Source organism: Pseudomonas sp. EA_65y_Pfl2_P74 (assembly GCF_963970575.1).
Lineage (GTDB): Bacteria > Pseudomonadota > Gammaproteobacteria > Pseudomonadales > Pseudomonadaceae > Aquipseudomonas > Aquipseudomonas baetica_A.
Genome location: NZ_CAXAOQ010000016.1, coordinates 39,573 through 58,975 on the forward strand (window position 1 = coordinate 39,573; position 19,403 = coordinate 58,975).

The 19,403-nt window shown below is 59.6% G+C and carries 16 protein-coding genes and 1 pseudogene; 8 read left to right on the forward strand and 9 right to left on the reverse strand.

Annotated features, from left to right (window positions below):
- The first annotated feature begins 108 nt into the window (after positions 1-108).
- Positions 109-1,539, forward strand: coding sequence for an exodeoxyribonuclease I (gene sbcB, locus AACY18_RS14715; protein ID WP_339430996.1), 1,431 nt, complete (start codon positions 109-111; stop codon positions 1,537-1,539).
- Positions 1,540-1,636: 97 nt separating this feature from the next.
- Here the strand turns inward: sbcB and mvaT are convergent, their stop codons facing one another.
- Positions 1,637-2,014 (reverse strand): histone-like nucleoid-structuring protein MvaT, encoded by a 378-nt coding sequence (mvaT, locus tag AACY18_RS14720; RefSeq protein ID WP_339430995.1) that lies wholly within the window; start codon positions 2,012-2,014, stop codon positions 1,637-1,639.
- A gap of 311 nt (positions 2,015-2,325) precedes the next feature.
- Between mvaT and purU the strand changes: the two genes are divergently transcribed.
- Positions 2,326-3,174, forward strand: a complete 849-nt coding sequence (purU, locus tag AACY18_RS14725) for a formyltetrahydrofolate deformylase (RefSeq protein ID WP_221730666.1) — start codon at positions 2,326-2,328, stop codon at positions 3,172-3,174.
- Between the two features lie 86 nt (positions 3,175-3,260).
- A complete protein-coding gene (locus tag AACY18_RS14730) occupies positions 3,261-3,455 on the forward strand; it encodes a hypothetical protein (protein ID WP_339430994.1) in 195 nt (64 codons plus the stop codon).
- Here AACY18_RS14730 and AACY18_RS14735 read toward each other — a convergent pair.
- The 5 genes and pseudogenes from AACY18_RS14735 to AACY18_RS28070 all read right to left on the reverse strand — a co-directional run.
- The gene (locus AACY18_RS14735; RefSeq protein WP_339465239.1) at positions 3,421-4,419 is read right to left on the reverse strand and encodes a lysylphosphatidylglycerol synthase transmembrane domain-containing protein; all 999 of its coding nucleotides are present in this window, start codon (positions 4,417-4,419) and stop codon (positions 3,421-3,423) included. The two genes, AACY18_RS14730 and AACY18_RS14735, sit on opposite strands and share 35 nt — an antisense overlap.
- On the reverse strand, positions 4,416-5,192 hold the full coding sequence (locus AACY18_RS14740; protein ID WP_339465240.1) for a polysaccharide deacetylase family protein: 777 nt from the start codon (positions 5,190-5,192) through the stop codon (positions 4,416-4,418). Before AACY18_RS14740 ends, AACY18_RS14735 begins: the two co-directional genes overlap by 4 nt.
- Positions 5,185-6,297, reverse strand: coding sequence for a glycosyltransferase family 4 protein (locus tag AACY18_RS14745; protein ID WP_445261956.1), 1,113 nt, complete (start codon positions 6,295-6,297; stop codon positions 5,185-5,187). Before AACY18_RS14745 ends, AACY18_RS14740 begins: the two co-directional genes overlap by 8 nt.
- A gap of 237 nt (positions 6,298-6,534) precedes the next feature.
- On the reverse strand, positions 6,535-7,299 hold the full coding sequence (locus AACY18_RS28065; RefSeq protein ID WP_401160180.1) for a methyl-accepting chemotaxis protein: 765 nt from the start codon (positions 7,297-7,299) through the stop codon (positions 6,535-6,537).
- Between the two features lie 93 nt (positions 7,300-7,392).
- Positions 7,393-8,424 (reverse strand): annotated as a pseudogene (locus AACY18_RS28070) (HAMP domain-containing protein); the annotation flags it as partial.
- 188 nt (positions 8,425-8,612) lie between these two features.
- Between AACY18_RS28070 and AACY18_RS14755 the strand changes: the two are divergent.
- On the forward strand, positions 8,613-10,100 hold the full coding sequence (locus AACY18_RS14755; protein ID WP_339465241.1) for a helicase HerA-like domain-containing protein: 1,488 nt from the start codon (positions 8,613-8,615) through the stop codon (positions 10,098-10,100).
- A gap of 44 nt (positions 10,101-10,144) precedes the next feature.
- Here the strand turns inward: AACY18_RS14755 and AACY18_RS14760 are convergent, their stop codons facing one another.
- On the reverse strand, positions 10,145-10,600 hold the full coding sequence (locus AACY18_RS14760) for a DUF721 domain-containing protein (protein ID WP_339430990.1): 456 nt from the start codon (positions 10,598-10,600) through the stop codon (positions 10,145-10,147).
- Positions 10,601-10,907: 307 nt separating this feature from the next.
- Here AACY18_RS14760 and secA point away from each other — a divergent pair, with 307 nt between their 5' ends.
- The 4 genes from secA to AACY18_RS14780 all read left to right on the forward strand — a co-directional run bounded on the left by secA (position 10,908) and on the right by AACY18_RS14780 (position 16,648).
- Entirely contained in the window at positions 10,908-13,643 is a 2,736-nt protein-coding gene (gene secA, locus AACY18_RS14765) for a preprotein translocase subunit SecA (protein WP_339430989.1), read from the forward strand.
- Positions 13,644-13,765: 122 nt separating this feature from the next.
- On the forward strand, positions 13,766-14,983 hold the full coding sequence (argJ, locus tag AACY18_RS14770) for a bifunctional glutamate N-acetyltransferase/amino-acid acetyltransferase ArgJ (protein ID WP_339430988.1): 1,218 nt from the start codon (positions 13,766-13,768) through the stop codon (positions 14,981-14,983).
- 91 nt (positions 14,984-15,074) lie between these two features.
- Entirely contained in the window at positions 15,075-15,707 is a 633-nt protein-coding gene (locus AACY18_RS14775) for a glutathione S-transferase family protein (RefSeq protein ID WP_339465242.1), read from the forward strand.
- Entirely contained in the window at positions 15,704-16,648 is a 945-nt protein-coding gene (locus tag AACY18_RS14780; RefSeq protein WP_339465243.1) for a Nudix family hydrolase, read from the forward strand. The genes AACY18_RS14775 and AACY18_RS14780 overlap by 4 nt, the downstream gene beginning before the upstream one ends.
- A 118-nt stretch (positions 16,649-16,766) precedes the next feature.
- On the opposite strand, the gene AACY18_RS14785 is transcribed toward AACY18_RS14780, so the two are convergent.
- Both AACY18_RS14785 and AACY18_RS14790 read right to left on the reverse strand, forming a co-directional pair.
- Positions 16,767-17,351 (reverse strand): cob(I)yrinic acid a,c-diamide adenosyltransferase, encoded by a 585-nt coding sequence (locus AACY18_RS14785; RefSeq protein WP_339465244.1) that lies wholly within the window; start codon positions 17,349-17,351, stop codon positions 16,767-16,769.
- A 3-nt stretch (positions 17,352-17,354) separates the two neighbouring features.
- Positions 17,355-19,391: a sensor histidine kinase gene (locus AACY18_RS14790; protein ID WP_339465245.1), complete on the reverse strand. Its 2,037-nt coding sequence runs from the start codon at positions 19,389-19,391 to the stop codon at positions 17,355-17,357.
- Positions 19,392-19,403: the final 12 nt, after the last annotated feature.

Consider the following 19,403-nt stretch of genomic DNA (forward strand, 5'->3'; position numbering starts at 1 on the left):
AACTATGTATTGCACCGCGTGTGGCGCGAAGTGCTTGAATGACGCAAGGCTGGCCGCCACCGCGGTTGAACGCCTAGACTTTGCCGATCTTCAGTTCAGGAACCGCCCGTGACTTCCATCTTCTGGTACGACTACGAAACCACTGGCATCAATCCCCGTTGCGACCGTCCGCTGCAGGTTGCGGGGATTCGCACCGACCACGACCTCAACGAAATCGATGAGCCGGTCAACCTCTACTGCCAACCCAGCGAAGACATCCTGCCGCACCCGGCGGCGTGCGTGATCACTGGCATCACCCCAGGCCAACTCGCCGAAAAGGGTTTGAGCGAAGCCGATTTCATGACCCGGGTGCACGCGCAACTGGCCGCCCCTGGCACTTGCGGTGCGGGTTACAACACCTTGCGCTTCGACGACGAGATGACGCGCTACAGCTTGTATCGCAATTTCTTCGATCCTTACGCCCGTGAATGGCAGGGCGGCAACAGTCGCTGGGATCTGATCGACGTGGTACGTGCCGCCTGTGCGCTGCGCCCGGAAGGCCTGGTCTGGCCGACCGATGAAGAGGGGCGGGTAACGCTCAAGCTCGAACGTCTGACGGCCGCCAACAATATTGATCATGGCAATGCCCATGAAGCGTTGTCGGACGTGCGCGCGACCATCGCCCTGGCGCGGTTGATCCGCGAGAAACAGCCAAAACTGTATGACTGGCTGTTCCAGTTACGCAGCAAGCAAAAAGTCATGGATCAGATTCGCCTGTTGCAGCCTTTGGTGCACATTAGCGGGCGATTCTCGGCGGCGCGCAGTTATGTCGGTGTGGTACTGCCGCTGGCCTGGCACCCGAAAAACCGCAACGCCTTGATCGTCTGCGACCTGCACCTTGATCCGCAGGGCCTGCTCGACCTGGATGCACACGCCTTGCGGCAGCGTCTGTACACCCGTCGTGACGATTTGCTGGAAGGTGAGTTACCAGTGCCGCTCAAGCTGATTCATATCAACCGTTGCCCGGTGGTGGCGCCACTGTCGGTATTGCGTGCACAGGATCAGCAACGGTTGGGGTTGGACATGGCGCTTTATCAGGCGCGAGCGCTGCGGCTAACTGACGCACAACAAGTTTGGAAAGATAAAGTGGCGGCAATTTATGCCAGCGAAGATTTCACCCCGAGCGAGGATCCGGAACAACAGTTGTACGACGGATTTATCGGTGACCGCGACCGGCGTCTATGTGAGCAAGTGAGAGCGGCCGATCCTGCTCAATTAGCGCAAGAGCAATGGCCTTTCGATGATGAACGTTTGCCTGAATTACTCTTTCGCTATCGAGCACGCAACTTTCCTGAAACGTTGACTTTTGAAGAGCAAGAGCGCTGGAGAATATTTTGTCAGCAACGGTTGTCCGAGCCGGAATGGGGCGCACCGAATACCTTTCAATCTTTTACAGAGAGCGCAGAGCAATGGACGCTTAATGCCACGCCGGAGCAGAGAGTGGTTCTCAATGAATGGCAGAATCATGTCCAGGCATTACGCAAACGATTGAATCTTTGAAATCGAACATGACCGGGTCTAAATCCCAGGCATAAAAAAACGCCAGCATTGGCTGGCGTTTCTTTTTTCGCGGATTGCTCTGCGAAGGCGCTGCGGCTTAGCCCAGCAGGGTAGCCCAGCCTTCAACCACGTCACCGCCCCACTTGAGTTTCCACTCTTTCAGAGTCTTGTGGTTGCCACCTTTGGTTTCGATGACTTCGCCGTTGTGCGGGTTTTTGTATTGTTTAACTTTGCGAGCACGCTTGGTGCCGGTAGTTTTTACTGCGCCGCCGCGTGGGGCTTTGGTTTTCGAATCCGGATCCAGCAGCGCGATGATGTCACGCAGGGATTTGGAGTATTCGCCCATCAGGGTGCGCAGCTTGCCTTCGAATTCCAGCTCGGCTTGCAGTTTGTCGTCTTCGGACAGGTTCTTCAAACGGGCTTGCAGCTCTTTGATAGCTTCTTCGGTGGCGCGATATTCGTTGATCAAGGACATGATTACTACCTTAGTAAAGTGCTGAATGGCAGGGACAGTGCCGCAATAATAGTCAGGCTGTTTCATCAAGTAAACATTTAACCGGCGTTTTTATTTAAATTAGTTACGGGATTTAGCTGCAGATTGAATGTTCAGTTAAATAATGTGATGCAGTCATCACGGATATTCACAGTTATCTGATCAAACAATGATCGCCCTGCGCACAAAAATGTGCGTCAGGGGCCGCCTCGATGCCTGCGTTCATCAATACTGCAGTTTTCCTGCGCAGTCGCTAGAATGGCGGCCTTTGCGAAGTTCTGGAGTTCCCCCTCATGCGCACTTTTCGGCTGGTGATTTCTTGCCCGGACCGCGTTGGCATTGTTGCCAAAGTCAGTAATTTTCTGGCAGCCCACAATGGCTGGATCACTGAAGCAAGCCACCACTCGGATAATCAGGTCGGCTGGTTCTTCATGCGTCACGAGATTCGTGCCGATTCGCTGCCGTTCGGTATCGACGTATTGCGCGAGAAGTTTGCGCCGATCGCCGAAGAGTTCTCGATGGACTGGCGCATCACTGACACCGAGCAGAAGAAGCGCGTTGTGCTGATGGCCAGCCGCGAATCCCATTGCCTGGCTGACTTGTTGCACCGTTGGCACAGCGACGAACTGGACTGCGAAATCTCCTGCGTCATCTCCAACCACGACGACCTGCGCAGTATGGTCGAGTGGCACGGCATTCCTTATTACCATGTCCCGGTCAATCCACAGGACAAGCAACCGGCGTTCGCCGAAGTGTCGCGTCTGGTCAAACAGCACGACGCTGAAGTGGTGGTGCTGGCGCGCTACATGCAAATCCTGCCGCCGGAACTGTGCCGTGAATACGCACACAAGGTCATCAACATTCACCACAGCTTCCTGCCGTCGTTCGTGGGCGCCAAACCGTATCACCAGGCCTCTCTGCGCGGCGTGAAGCTGATCGGTGCGACCTGCCACTACGTGACCGAAGAGCTGGACGCCGGTCCCATCATCGAGCAGGACGTTGTCCGCGTCAGCCACAGCGACAGCATCGAAGACATGGTGCGTTTCGGTCGTGACGTCGAGAAAATGGTATTGGCTCGCGGCTTGCGTTATCACCTGGAAGACCGGGTGCTGGTGCACGGCAACAAGACCGTGGTGTTCTGATCGAACTCACGCATGCTTGAATATCGAAGGGCCTGGGCGTTCAATCGCTCCAGGCCCTTCGCCGTTTCAGCCCTTGAGGAAATGCCATGAGCGATCCACTGGACAAAGCCACTTCCAAAGCGCCTGCCACCTTGGGGGAAGGTTGTTTGAGCCGTTATGACCCGGATGACATGAGGGAGGAGGATGGGACGGAGTTTCCCGGCGCCGCCGAGTTGTGGGAGCAAATAAAAGAAGAGCAGGATGGGCCTAAGAAGCCTGCCGCGCCTTCATCAGCTTCTTGAGCAGTGGTCTGCCTAGCATCAACAGGAACACCGGGCCGCCGACCAGTAGATAGAAGTAGTACGTCACCACCCGCCAGATCAGAATGGCCGCCGCCGCGGTGGATTTTCCCACCATTGGCGCCAACAGTGCCGCCGAGGTCAACTCCGCAGCGCCCGCGCCACCGGGTAACAGACTGAGCTGTCCGGCGCCCAGCGAGAGCATCTGCACCAGAAAACTCCAGGCCCACTGCAAGTCCGCGCCCAGTCCACGCAACGCCAGATACAGCACGCTGTAGCGCAGCAGCCAATGCACGCAGGTGAGGGCGAACACTTTGCTCAACGTCTGCCAGGGCAACTTCAGAGCATTGATGAAGTCGGCGAGAAAGTGCAGCACCTTGCGCGTCCAGCGACGGCGCGTGCTCGCGGGCACGTTCATTCTGGCCAGTAGCCGTCCGCTCAGGCGAATCAGTGGGCGGTGGTATCGCGCCAGCAGTACGCAACTGAACAGCCCGCCGAACAACGATACGGCGCTGACGATTAAAAGCCATTCGAGACGATCACTCAGGTGCCGGAACACGGCGTAAATCAGAATGCCACTCAAGGCGCACAGAAAGAACAGCAGGTCACTCAACTGATCCATGGCAAACACGGCGCTGCTGCGGGACGGGCGCACGCCGCAGCGGCCCAGTAGGGCCATGATCGTCAGGGGGCCGCCACTGCCGCCCGGTGTCGCGCAGTAGGCGAATTCAACGGCCATGACCACGCCCAGGCTCTTCATCGGCGTGATGCGATTACGCTGATCGCCGAGCAATAAGCGCAGACGCAGGGTGTTGATGCCCCAGCAAAGCAGAATCATGGCGAACATGATCAGCAGCCATTGCAGCGGAAAGTTTTGCAAGCGCGCCCAGATTCCGCTGCCGCCGAGCAGCAGCGGGATCAGCACGGCTGCGAACAGACCAAGCAACAACACAAGGCCGCGACTCATGTGGCACGTTCCCGTTGACCGCGCTGTTGTGCAAGCCAGTTCACCTTGGTCATCGGCACTCGTCCTGACGCCAGCAGCCGCAGGAGGGTATTGAGCCAGTAATCGCGGGAGTAGCCATGACGCATGTCCACCGGGTGCAAGCCTAGACGAATCACTGGGGCGTGACGCCAGCGGTGTTCGCGCTGATCGCTGACCATCTTCGACAGACCACGACGCCAGGCGCTGCGCGCACTCCATACCAGCCCCGGCGCATCGACAGGGGTGAAGTCCGGCAGACGATAAAGGTGCTGAGGATCGCTGGTGTAGCGCAGCGGTAATTGGCGCAGAGCTTGTCGCGTGCCTTCGCTCATCAACCAGGCTGGAGCAACGAAGCCGTGCAGCGGCCAATCGTAGCGCTGGAACAGTTCAATGCCGGTGCGCAGGCGGGCGAGCGCGGCGTTGTGGGATAAACGATAGAACTCGCCTTCATGGGTATAGAAACGGCGCATGAACCAATCGCGTGGCGTGGTCGGGTCAGGTTCCTGGTCATCATGAAAATAACCGTGCAAAGCCAGTTCATCGCCGCGTGCGAGGCGGGTACTCAGCAGTCGACGAAAGTCCGGGTGAGCGTCAAGGGCATCACGGCGATGAAAATCCGGTACCACCAGCCAGGTCATCGGCACGTTGCCTAAAGCATCGACTGTTTCTACAAAAGGTCGGTAATCCGCCCAGGTAGAGGGGGCCACGTCGTGCAGCGTCAGCAGTACGGCGGGGCGATTCAGGGAATCAGCCATTGGCCACCTTCCGTGTCACATGGCCGAGGACGGCGTGGTAGTGGCTCAGCAAACTGTCGACCACGGTGTCCCAGGCGTAATGCCGTTCGACATGTTGGCGCGCCTGTTGGCCAAGTCTTGCGCTGTCGCGACTGAACAACTCGTGCACGGCGTTGGCCATGGTTTGTGGGTTGTTCGGTGCGCACAGCAGGCCGCAGGATTCTGGCACGATCTCTTGAAAAGCCCCGGCCGCCACCGCCACAACCGGAATACCGCAGGCCATGGCTTCGAGGATCACCAGACCGAAGGTTTCCTGATCGCCGGCATGCACCAAGGCATCGGCACTGGCCATCAGTCGGGCAATGGTCGGTGCCGGGCAGAATTGATTGATGACGCTGACGTTGTCCGGCACCACGGCGGGCATCGATGAACCCACCAGCAGCAGGTGATAGCGCGGGCCGAGGCGTTGCATGCATTTGAGCAGGACCGGCAGGTTTTTCTCTTTCGAGCCGCGCCCGGCGAAGATAAGCAGGCGCGTGTCTTCGGCGATCCCCAGTTGGGCGCGCAAGCCTGGATCAGCGGCGCCCGGGTGGAAGTTTTGCAGGTCAACGCCCAGCGGTTGCACGAAGACGTTGCGCACCCCCAGGCCCGTCAGCTTGTCAGCCATAACCTGGCTCGGCGCCAGTACCCGATCAAAGTTGCCGTAGAGCTTGGTGACATAGGCCTCGACGTTGGGCGTAACCCAATGTCCCATGCGGTTACTGGCCAGCAGCGGCAGGTCGGAATGGTAAAAACCGATCACCGGTACATCCAGTTGGCGCCGGGCATCCAGTGCGGCCCATGCGGTGAGGTACGGGTCGCCCACTTCAATCAGATCGGGCTGCAAGTCCTGCAGGACGTTTCGCCAAGGGGCCAAACGCACGGGGAAGCGGTATCCCTTGCCAAAGGGCAGGGCGGGAGCGGGAACCGTATAAACACCATCGTTTTCGCCGAAATGCGCGCCCGGGATCAGCAGACTGTGACGAGTCCCGGGTTTGACGCCCAACCGGCGGTGTTTGGCGTCAAGATAAGTGCGTACGCCACCGCTGGCCGGGGCATAGAACATGGTGATATCGGCGATGTGCACAGTGATCGTCCCTCCGCAGCGTTGCTCTCCTTTGGTTGACCTTTATCCACAATAGATGTTCGGTCGGGATTTGTGCGGTGCAACGAAGCGCAGCCCTCTCCCGGAAGGAGAGGGCTGCGCGAAGTGTTTGGGCTTGATACATCGACCTGAGAGTTTGAGCCCAACTCAGGTTTGAAACGCTTGAAGATCGGCGCCCTTTTCCCTCACACCTTGGGGTGAGGGGGGAGGTTTTTGATCTTAAATGCGGAAACTGCCCACCAACTGCGTCAACCGCGAAGCCTGCTGCTCCAGATCCGAACAGGCACGCAACGTCGCCTGCAGGTTCTCAACGCCTTCCTGATTCAGCGTGTTGATTTCGGTGATGTCCACGTTGATCGACTCGACCACGGCCGTTTGCTCTTCGGTCGCGGTGGCCACCGACTGGTTCATCCCGTCGATCTCGCCAATGCGCTGGGTCACACTGTTCAAACGCTCACCCGCGAGGTTGGCAATCTCCACGCTGTCCTGGCTGTGACGCTGGCTGTCACTCATGGTGCTCACCGACTCACGGGCGCCGACTTGCAACTCCTCGATCATGGTCTGCACCTGTTGCGCTGATTCCTGGGTGCGGTGTGCCAGGTTACGCACTTCATCCGCCACCACGGCAAAACCACGACCGGCCTCGCCGGCACGCGCCGCTTCGATCGCAGCGTTGAGTGCCAGCAGGTTGGTTTGCTGGGAAATGCTGGTGATCACTTCGAGAATCTGGCCGATGTTCACGGTTTTGCTGTTCAGCGACTCAATGTTGCTGCTCGATGCGCTGAGCATGCTCGACAGTTGATTCATCGCCTTGATGCTGCGATCCACCACTTGCTGGCCGTCCTCAGCGAGGCCGCGGGCATCGCTGGCCTGATTCGAGGCTTGCGCGGCATTGCGGGCGATTTCCTGAGCCGCGGCACCTAGCTCATTGATCGCGGCGGCGACACTGCTGGTGCGCGAAGCTTGCTGATCGGAGTTGTACATCGACGAGTTCGACGCGGCGACCACGCGCAGCGCGACTTCGTTGACTTGCCCTGTGGCCGACGACACTTCGCGGATCGAGCGGTGGATGCGCTCGACGAAGCGGTTGAACGCGGTGCCGAGGGTGCCGAACTCATCGTTATTGACGATGGTCAGGCGTTTGGTCAGGTCGCCTTCACCATCGGCGATGTCTTCCATGGCGCGGGTCATGACGTGCAGTGGCTGGATGAGGATACGGATCAGCATGCCGAGCAGGGCAATGATGATGGCTACCGCGATAACCGTCGCAATCACTGCCGAGGCGCGGAATTGGCTGAGCATCGCGAAGGCTTTGTCCTTGTCCACCGACAGGCCGATGTACCAGTTCACCGACGGCAGGCCTTTGATCGGGGCAAAAGTGACGATGCGGGTTTTGCCATCGACGGTGATTTCACTGAAGTCGCTGCTGATGCGCGGGGTGTCCTGCGGATACGCTTCTTTCAGCGATTTCATCACCAGCGCTTTGTCCGGGTGCACGAGGATCTTGCCGTCGGCGCTGACCAGGAACACATAACCCATGCCGTCGAAGTCCCGGGCGGCGAGGGTGTCGACCAGCGATTGCAGGCTCAAGTCGCCGCCAACCACGCCGACGCTCTGGCCGGCCTTTTTCGAGGCGGTGGCAATGGAAATGATCAGTTGGCCGGTGGCCGCGTCGATGTAGGGCTCGGTCAGGGTCGGGGTACTGCTGCTCTCGGCACCTTTGTACCAAGGGCGAACCCGTGGATCGAAACCGTCCGGCATCTTCACGTCCGGGCGGATGGTGAAATGACCGGTGGCATCGCCCAGGTAGGTGGCCATGAACGTCGAGGTCAGGGCCTTCTGGTCCAGCAGACTGGCGACATTGGCGGGTTCGGGGTTGATGGCGATGTTTTGGGCGGCGTTCTCGACCAGCAGAATGCGGCCGCTGAGCCACGTCTGAATATTGCCGGCGGTGACTTCGCCCATTTCGTTGAGGTAGTTGTTCAGGTCATCTCGAATCGCATTGCGCTGGAGCCAGTCGTTATACAGCGTGAACGAGGCGAAGGCAGCAATGACGATGAGGGCGGCGGCAAGCAAGATTTTATGGCTGAAGCGCAGATTTTTGTTCATGGCTTGGGGTTCCGCTAAGGTCTTAATGTCCAGGGCGTGCTTTTATAGAAACATGCGCAATGGGCAAGGATGAAAGTAAGCTGATATTTCCGTCTCTCCTTAGGGAAATGTCTGTCCTGACTTTTGGTCGGGCTCTCACCTTTCTTTATCGGCCATGCAGAATCAAAGATTAACCAACGGGTGACAAAATGCCTGACTCATCGCAACTCGTAATCGGCGCCGATCTCGCGGGGCAACCGATCGCCCAGGCCATGCGTCTGGCGAATCGACACGGGCTGGTCGCCGGCGCGACCGGTACGGGTAAAACCGTCACCTTGCAGCGTCTGGCCGAAGCCTTCAGCGACGCGGGCGTGGCGGTATTCGCTGCCGACATCAAGGGTGATCTGTGCGGCCTTGGTGCTGCCGGCACCCCCCAGGGCAAAGTCGCCGAGCGCATTGCCGGGATGCCTTGGCTCAACTACAAACCGCAGGCTTATCCGGTGACGTTGTGGGACATCCACGGCGAGTCGGGCCATCCGCTGCGCACCACGTTAAGTGAGATGGGCCCGCTGCTGATCGGCAGCCTGCTGGAACTCACCGACAGCCAGCAAGCGGCGCTGTATGCCGCGTTCAAAGTCGCGGATCGTGAGGGGCTGTTGTTGCTGGATCTGAAGGACCTGAAAGCGCTGCTCAATCACCTCAAAGACAATCCGCAAATGTTGGGAGACGACGCCGCGCTGATGACCACCGGTTCCAGTCAGGCGCTATTGCGTCGGCTGGCAACCCTGGAACAGCAGGGCGCAGAAGCCTTGTTTGGCGAGCCGGCACTGCAACTTGAAGACATCCTGCAACCGGCCGCCGATGGCCGTGGGCGCATTCATCTGCTTGACGCCAGCCGTCTGGTGCATGAGGCGCCGAAGGTCTACGCGACGTTCTTGCTGTGGCTGCTGGCCGAGTTGTTCGAACAACTGCCAGAGCGCGGTGACGCGGATAAACCGCTGCTGGCGCTGTTTTTCGATGAGGCGCATTTGTTGTTCGGCGACACACCCAAAGCCTTGCAAGAGCGCCTGGAACAGGTGGTGCGGTTGATTCGGTCCAAAGGTGTCGGTGTGTATTTCGTCACCCAATCACCGGCTGACTTGCCGGACGATGTGCTGGCGCAGCTTGGTTTGCGCATCCAGCACGGGTTGCGCGCCTTCACCACCAAAGAGCAGAAATCCCTGCGCGCAGTGGCGGACGGGTTCCGGCCCAACCCTGCGTTCAACAGTTTGTCGGTGCTGACTGAGTTGGGTATCGGCGAGGCGCTGGTCGGCACACTCGCGGACAAGGGCACGCCGCAAATGGTTGAGCGCGTGCTGGTCGCGCCGCCGCAGTCACGAATCGGGCCGTTGTCGCAAACCGAGCGCACGATGCTGATAGCCGGCTCACCGTTCAAGGGCCGGTATGACAAACCGATTGACCGGGAGTCGGCTTATGAAATTCTCATGGGACGCAAAAACCTGGCGCCGGAGCCTGAAACACCGGCGGGCAAGCCAGCAGTACCAGAGCCTGGTCTGGCCGACAGGGCAGGGGAGTTTCTTGGTACGGCGGCAGGGCAGGCGCTGAAATCGGCCATGCGCCAGGCTGCCAACAACCTGGGCAAGCAACTGGTACGCGGCCTGATGGGCTCCCTGCTCGGCGGCAGCAAACGCCGCTGATCAACCGGTGGGAGCGGGCTTGCTCGCTCCCCGTCAGATCGATGTCAGGTCTTGGCTTTGGCGTGCGCGGCAAGGCGCTCCAGCGCTGCGCGCAAACCCGGATCAGTGATCCCGTCCGCCGTCGCCTGAATCGTCGCCGCTGCATCCGTCGACAGGTCCATGGTATGCCCGCTCGCGCCACGCTGAACCGTTGGCGGTTGCACCTTGAACAGAATCCGCGTCAGGCTGGCGAACTCGTCGAACATTTGTAATTGCCGTTGCAGACGCTTTTGCTGATAACGCAGGCGTGTGGCCCAGTGGCCGTCGGTGACAATCAGCAACAGACTGCCTTCACGCCACGAAGCGACATGGCAGTGTTCGCGGGCAGCGGGTTGCAGTTGGCTTTCAAGTAGACGCTGCAAATGACCCAAACGCTGGGCATGGCCGAGGATGGCTTTGAGCGGCTTGGCTTCGCGCAGTAGAACGGCGGGTGCTCTGGCCGTAAGAGGGCGAAATGCCATGATCGAACACCTGAAGTAACAGAAGCGCCATGGTAGCAGAAAGCAGCGAGATCACTCGCCCATTGCTTTTGCCCCTGCTTTGCCCATTAAATCAACCACTAACTTCTTTTCTGCATGACTTGAAGTTGAGCAAAACGCCCCTATTTCAAGTGAGCCCCGTCAAAGCGCAGTGCCAGCATCGTGGAACATCGCCACTTTCCTCACCACCGTTTCCGGGTAGAATGCTCGTTCGCATGCGGCCATGAGGGCTGCACGGGCGACTCACGGGGCCGCCCTCCATCCCTTTAGTGTGGAAGATCCTGCCGATATGTTTGCGCCTTTGTTAAAGAAACTTTTTGGAAGCAAGAACGAGCGTGAAGTCAAACGCATGCTCAAGACGGTGCAGCTCGTCAATGCCTTCGAAGAGCAAATGGTGGCCCTTTCGGACGATCAATTGCGCGCCAAGACCGATGAGTTCAAGGCCCGCATCGCCAAAGGGGAAACCCTCGACAAGCTGTTGCCAGAAGCCTTCGCGGTCGCCCGTGAAGCCGGCAAGCGCATCATGGGCATGCGCCACTTCGACGTACAACTCGTCGGTGGCATGACCTTGCATGAAGGCAAGATCGCCGAAATGCGTACCGGTGAGGGTAAAACCCTCGTGGCTACCCTGGGTGTTTACCTCAACGCACTGTCCGGCAAGGGCGTGCACGTTGTGACCGTGAACGACTACCTGGCCCGCCGTGACGCCAACTGGATGCGTCCGCTGTATGAGTTCCTCGGCCTGACTGTCGGCGTCGTGACGCCGTTCCAGCCGCCGGAAGAAAAACGCACGGCTTACGCTGCCGACATTACTTACGGCACCAACAACGAATTCGGTTTCGACTACCTGCGCGACAACATGGCGTTCAGCATGGAAGAAAAATTCCAGCGCGAACTCAACTTTGCCGTGATCGACGAAGTCGACTCCATCCTTATCGACGAAGCGCGTACCCCGCTGATCATTTCGGGTCAGGCCGAGGACAGCTCCAAGCTGTACATCGAGATCAACAAACTGATCCCGCAGCTGGAACTGCACGTTGAAGAAGTCGAAGGCGAAGTCACCAAGGCCGGCCATTACACCGTCGATGAGAAGACCCGTCAGGTCGAACTCAACGAAGCCGGTCACCAGTTCATTGAAGACATGCTTACCCGCGTTGGCCTGCTGGCTGAAGGCGAGAGCCTGTATTCGGCACATAACCTGGGCCTGCTGACCCACGTCTATGCCGGTCTGCGTGCGCACAAGCTGTTCAATCGCAACATTGAATACATCGTGCAGGACGGCCAGGTCGTACTGGTCGACGAACACACCGGCCGTACCATGCCGGGCCGTCGTTTGTCCGAAGGCCTGCACCAGGCCATCGAAGCCAAGGAAAACCTGAATATTCAGGCCGAGAGCCAGACCCTGGCCTCGACCACGTTCCAGAACTACTTCCGTCTGTACACCAAGCTGTCCGGCATGACCGGTACCGCCGACACCGAAGCGTTCGAATTCCACCAGATCTATGGTCTGGAAGTCATGGTCATTCCGCCGAACAAACCGTTGGCGCGTAAAGACTACAACGACCTGGTATTCCTCACCGCCGAAGAGAAATACACGGCGATCGTGGCGGACATCAAGGAAAGCATGGCCGCTGGCCGTCCGGTGCTGGTGGGTACTGCCACCATCGAAACCTCCGAGCACATGTCCGCACTGCTCGTGAAGGAAGGCATCGAACACAAGGTTCTGAACGCCAAGTTCCACGAAAAAGAAGCCGAGATCATCGCGCAGGCCGGTCGTCCGGGCGCACTGACCATCGCCACCAACATGGCCGGTCGTGGTACCGACATCCTGTTGGGCGGTAACTGGGAAGTTGAAGTCGCTTCGCTGGAAAACCCGACCCCTGAGCAAATTGCCCAGATCAAGGCCGACTGGCAAAAGCGTCACCAGCAAGTGCTGGAGTCCGGCGGCTTGCAGGTCATCGCCTCCGAGCGTCACGAATCCCGCCGTATCGACAACCAGTTGCGTGGTCGTGCCGGCCGTCAGGGTGATGCCGGTTCCAGCCGCTTCTACCTGTCGCTGGAAGACAGCCTGATGCGCATCTTCGCCTCTGACCGGGTGAAGAACTTCATGAAAGCCCTGGGCATGCAGCCGGGCGAAGCGATCGAGCACCGCATGGTGACCAACGCGATCGAGAAGGCGCAGCGCAAGGTTGAAGGGCGTAACTTCGACATTCGTAAGCAACTGCTCGAGTTCGATGACGTCAACAACGAACAGCGTAAAGTGATTTATCACATGCGTAACACGTTGCTGGCCGCCGACAACATCGGTGAAACCATCGCCGATTTCCGTCAGGACGTGCTCAACGCGACCATCAGCGCCCATATTGCGCCGCAGTCCCTGCCAGAGCAGTGGGATGTGGCCGGTCTGGAAGCAGCGCTTGCCAGCGACTTCGGGGTGAAACTGCCGATCCAGCAATGGCTCGATGAAGACGATCACCTGTACGAAGAAACCCTGCGCGAGAAGCTGATGAACGAGCTGATCGCTGCGTACAACGAGAAAGAAGATCAGGCCGGTGCCGAAGCACTGCGCTCCTTCGAGAAGCAAATCGTTCTGCGCGTGCTGGACGATCTGTGGAAAGATCACCTGTCGACCATGGATCACCTGCGTCACGGCATCCACCTGCGTGGCTACGCCCAGAAGAACCCGAAGCAGGAATACAAGCGCGAGTCGTTCACGCTGTTCTCCGAGCTGCTCGATTCGATCAAGCGCGACTCGATCCGCGTGCTGTCGCACGTTCAGGTGCGCCGCGAAGATCCGGAAGCCGAAGAGCAACGCCTGCGTGAGGAAGCTGAGGCACTGGCTGCCCGCTTGCAGTTCGAACATGCCGAAGCTCCTGGTCTGGATCAACCGGACGCGTTGGGTGAAGAGGTCGATGTGGCCCTCGCCACCGCTCCGGTGCGCAACGAGCAGAAGCTGGGCCGCAACGAACTGTGCTACTGCGGTTCGGGCAAGAAATTCAAGCATTGCCACGGGCAGATCCAGTAAAACCCGTTACAACGGCTGAAATACCCGCGCCGCGACCGGCTTCTGCCGTCGCGGCGTTTTGCCATTCAAGCCACCGTCCCAACGATGGGCGGTGCTGACATCATTGAGTAAGGAGCGCATTCATGGCTGTTGGTCTTGGTCCTTTGCCAACGTTGCACCCGGTTGCCGGTTTTGAACTCGGTATCGCCTCGGCCGGCATCAAGCGCCCCGGGCGCAAAGATGTTGTGGTGATGCGCTGCGCTGAGGGTTCGACCGTGGCGGGCGTGTTCACGTTGAACGCTTTTTGTGCTGCGCCTGTGATCCTGGCGAAACAACGCGTGCAGAACGCTGTGCGCTACTTGCTGACCAACACCGGCAATGCCAACGCAGGCACCGGCGAGCCAGGCCTGGCCGCGGCTGAGCGCACTTGCGCCAGATTGGCTGAGCTGACTGGCGTCGACGCCAATCAGATTCTGCCGTACTCCACCGGTGTCATCGGCGAGCCACTGCCGGTCGAGAAAATCGAAGGTGCGCTGCAAGCCGCGCTGGATGATCTGTCGGAAAACAACTGGGAAGCGGCCGCCACCGGCATCATGACCACCGACACCCTGCCCAAGGGTGCCAGCCGCCAGTTCCAGCATGACGGCGTGACCCTCACGGTGACCGGCATCAGCAAAGGCGCAGGCATGATTCGCCCGAACATGGCGACCATGCTCGGATACATCGCGACAGACGCCAAAGTCGCCCGCGACGTGCTGCAAAATCTGATGCTCGACGGCGCCAACAAGTCGTTCAACCGCATCACCATCGACGGCGACACCTCGACCAACGATTGCTGCATGCTGATTGCCACCGGCCAGGCGGCTCTGCCGGAAATTACCCGTGCCGAAGGCGAACTGTTTGCCAAACTCAAGCAAGCGGTGTTCGAAGTGTGCATGGACGTGGCCCAGGCCATCGTGCGTGACGGCGAAGGCGCGACCAAGTTTGTGACCGTTGAAGTCAACGGCGGCGGCAATCATCAGGAGTGTCTGGACGTCGGTTACACCGTGGCACACTCGCCGCTGATCAAGACCGCACTGTTCGCCTCCGATCCGAACTGGGGTCGCATCCTGGCCGCTGTCGGCCGTGCCGGCGTGCCGGAACTGGATGTGAGCAAGATCGACGTGTTCCTTGGTGATGTGTGCATCGCCAGCCGTGGCGCTCGTGCTGAGACCTACACTGAAGCGCAAGGCTCGGCGGTGATGCAGCAGGAAGAGATCACGATCCGTATCGAGCTGGGTCGCGGCGATTGCAGCGAAACGATCTGGACCACCGACCTGTCGCATGAATACGTGAAGATCAACGCCGAATACCGGACCTGATCCACAGGCCGGGTATGAGCTGCCCGCGAAGACGGCAGTCCAGACACCACAAGTCCCAAAGCTTTTCCTCTGACGAAAAGGCGCCAAAACCATGTCCCTGCACCTGATCATCGGCGACAAACTGCTTTCCTCATGGTCGCTACGTGCTGCGCTGGCTGTTGAGCTGACCGGCGCGCCTTACAGCGAAGAACTGATCAAACTCGGCACGCCCGACACCCGTGAGCAACTGCTCAAGCATTCACCGACGGCCAAGGTGCCGCTGCTGAAAACCGCGCGCGGTACCATCGCCGATTCGCTGGCGATTGCCGAATACCTCGCTGAGCAGTTCCCGTCCGAGTCACTCTGGCCGACTGACATCGCGGCCCGCGCCCAGGCCCGATCCGCCTGTGCACAAATGCACAGCGGCTTCTTCGCCATGCGTAACCACATGCCGTTCAACCTCAGCCACGATGCGCCGCTGAACCCGGTGCCGCCGGAGGTGAAGGTCGATATCGAACGCATGCTCGCGTTGTGGGCCGAATGCCGTGCTGTCGCCACAGAAGAAGGGCCGTACCTGTTTGGCCGCGTGAGCCTGGCCGATGCGTTCTTCGCTCCGATTGCCGTGCGTCTGCGCACCTATCAGGTGAAGCTGCCCGCGGCTGACGAAGCCTATGTTGAAACCGTCTACCAATGGCCGGCCTTCAAGGCCTGGCAGAAGGCTGGACTGGAGGAATTGAACCCGTGAAGCGTGTACACGTCGCTGCTGCCGTCATCCGTGACGACAGTGGCAAGATTCTCATTGCCCGCCGTGCCGATACCCAGCATCAGGGGGGCTTGTGGGAATTCCCCGGTGGCAAGGTCGAGGCTGGCGAATCCGTTGAAAGCGCGCTGGCCCGTGAGCTGCAGGAAGAGTTGGGTATCGTCGTTGGCGCTGCCCGGCCATTGATCAAAGTGCTCCATGACTATCCGGACAAGCAGGTGCTGCTGGATGTCTGGGAAGTCTCGAGCTTCAGCGGCGCCCCCCATGGCGCCGAAGGCCAGCCATTGGTCTGGGTGAGCGCCAAGGAACTGGCGAATTATGAGTTCCCGGCCGCCAACCAGCCGATCGTTGCGGCGGCGCGGTTACCTGCTGAGTACCTGATCACCCCGCAAGACCTGGAAACTGCGGCGTTGTTGCGCGGCATCCAGAAGGCGATTGCTGGCGGGATCAAGCTGATCCAGTTGCGCGCGCCCAATGGCTATGACCCGAAGTACCGCGATCTGGCAGTAGACGCCGCCGGTCTGTGTGCCGGTAAAGCGCAGTTGATGATCAAAGGGCCGTTCGAATGGCTCGGTGATTTCCCGTCTGCGGGTTGGCATATCACTTCTGCGCAGTTGCGCAAATACGCCGCGGCGGGTCGCCCGTTGCCGGCGCAGCGTTGGTTGGCGGCGTCTTGCCATAGCGCAGAAGAGTTGGCTCTGGCCGAGCAGATGGGGGTGGATTTCGTGACCCTGTCGCCGGTGCAGCCGACGTTGACTCACCCGGATGCGACGCCGCTGGGCTGGGAGCAGGCTTCAGCGTTGATCGAAGGTTGCAGCAAACCGGTGTTCCTGCTCGGCGGCGTTGGTCCGGCGGAGCGGGAGAAGGCTTGGGGGGTTGGTGCTCAGGGTGTGGCGGGGATTCGGGCGTTCTGGCCAGAGAGCTGAAATATGTGGTGATGCTGCTGGCCTCTTCGCGAGCAAGCCCGCTCCCACAGTTGATCGGGTTCCTTTAATTGGAATGCAATCAACTGGGGGCTTGCTCGCGAAGGCGTCCGCTCAGGCGCTACTGTCCTGAAGGTTTTGCAGCAGGCTGCCAAAGAATCTCCGCCACCCCCTGCCGCCGCGCAATCAGCCGCGCCGCGACAAACAACAAATCCGACAGCCGATTGATATATGCCAGCCCAACCCCGGCCAACGGCTCAATGGCGTTCAAATGCTGACAGCGTCGCTCGGCACTCCTGGCCAGGCTTCGGCACGCATGGGCCTGAGCGATCAGCATCGAACCGCCCGGCAGAATGAAATTCTCCAGCGGCCCCAACTCCTCATTCCACACATCAATCGCCGTTTCCAGCCGTTCGATTTCCGCTGCGTTGAGCGCCTGATATTCCGGCATTGCCAACTCGCCACCCAAGTCGAACAGCCGATGCTGACAAGGCGCCAATACCTCGATCAGTTCACTCAGGCTCGGATAGGCCTCGCGCTCGGCAATCAGGCCGGCCAGCAATACGCCGACCTGGCTGTTCAGCGTATCGACTTCGCCAATCGCCTCGATGCGTGGGTGATCCTTCGGCACGCGGCGGCCATCGCCCAGGCCGGTTTCGCCAGTGTCACCGGTGCGGGTGTAAATCTTCGACAGGCGAAAGCCCATGGGTTACCTCGATAGTTGATGGGTTTGAGCCGCAACGGGCGCAGGTTGGGCCAGCGGAAGGCGCAGGGTGAAGCAGGTGTCCTGGCCCGGCGCCGATTGCACCTCCATCTGCCCTTTGTGGTTATTGGTGATGATGAAGTACGACACCGACAACCCAAGGCCTGTGCCCTGGCCGACTTCCTTGGTGGTAAAGAACGGTTCGAAAATGCGTTTACGCACGTTCTCGCTCATGCCGATGCCGTTGTCCTCGACCTGAATCTCGGCCCACGGTGGATTGAGCCTGGTACGCAAAGTGATTCGCCCCGGTTCGCTGTCGTCTTCGCGTTGGTGAATCGCTTGCGCGGCGTTTTTCAGCAGGTTGAGCAGGACTTGTTCCAGTTCGTTGGCCGTGCCTGGAACCGGGCCGAGCGCAGGGTCGAACTGACGGATGATCGCCTGTCCCTTGAAGTCAAAACCGATGGCCAGATCGAAGTCGTTGCCAGCGATTTCCACCGCTTGATCAATCAGCGCCGGCAAATCACACGGGGCCAGTTGCCGGGTGCTACGACGGCTGAAGCTGAGCATGTGGGTGACGATTTTCGCCGCCCGGGCGCCGGCCTGCTGAATGCCATCGAGCAATTTCGGGACTTCTCGGCCCTGCAGGTAGCGGTTGACCGTGTCGAGTTCAATGCCCAGCTGTTCGGCGGTTTCGAGGTTCTTCGGCAGGTCCGGCGACAGGCGCCGGCGGATGTTCTGCACGTTGTGCAGGATTGCGCCCAGCGGGTTATTGATTTCGTGGGCCATGCCTGCGGCGAGGCCGCCGACCGAGAGCATTTTCTCCGACTGCACCATCATTTCTTCCAGCGACAGGCGTTGGGTGATGTCGTCGATGCGGATCACCACGCCACGCCCGGCGCCGCCCATCAGCGGGTAGAACGTCAGGGCGTAGTGCTTGGGCTCGTCGTCCTTGAACCAGGTTACGCGCTCGATTTTCGCTACCGTGTGTTGCTCTACGGTTTCCTTGAGCTGCGGCAGAAACGGCTTGAGCGGTTCAAACGCCAGGAAGATCGGCTGGTTCAGCGCTTCGTCGAGTCGCGTGCCGGACAGGGCACTGGCTTCCTGGTTCCACTGGGTGACGTAGAGCTGCTCGTCGAGGGCGATCAGCGCCGAGGGCATGGAGTCGATGATGCTGTTGAGGTAGTTCTGGAAACCGGTGAGTTTTTTCTCGATCTTGCTGCGCACCTGGACCTCCAGTTCCAGTTTGCGGTTGGTGTGGCGGGTTTCTTCGGCCAGCCCCTGAGCTTGATCGAAAGCGGCTTGCGAGTCGTCGCGGGCGCGTTTGAGCTGCTGTTCGCGGGCTTCGATGCGCGAGAGCATGGTGTTGAACGCCTCGGCAAGACTGCCGATTTCGTCGTGGTTACCGCGCGAGGCGCGCAGGGCGTAGTTCTCTTCGCGGGTGACCTGGCGCGAGAGTTCTTCAAGTTCGTGAATCGGGCGGGTGATCAGGCGTTTGATCTGCCGGGCAATCACCAGCCAAAGCAGCACACTGAAAATCAGGATGCCGAGACTCGCGGTCAGCGTGCCGGTGTAGAACGCCATCGGCAATTCGCTGCTGGCCACCAGCAACAGATGACCGGGTGAAGTGCCAGGGCGGGGCAGGGTGATCAATTGATTGCTGCGAAACTCGGTCAGTTGCCAGGCTTCGATGTGCCGATCGTGTTCCGGCAAGTTGAGCTTGTCACCATGCTGCACTTGCGCCAGTCGTTCGCCATTGCCGTCATACAGGGCGGCGGCGCGCAATGGTGAATAGCTGTCGAGCTCCTTGAGCAGGCGTTCGGCGCTGCGCGGCGATTGCAGGGCTTCGCTGACCAGACTTGGGTTGGCAATCAGCCGGCCGATGGTCTGCAAGGCTTGCGGGGCCATGCTTTCCTGGGAGATGTAATAAGCGGCGCTGATAAACGTCAGGTTGGCGACGAGCAAGACAGTGGTCAACAGCACCAGCAGGGCGGCCAGCAGTTTCTGGCCGACGGGCAGGTTTTCGAGGCGCTGGCGCAATGGCATCAGGTTTATCGC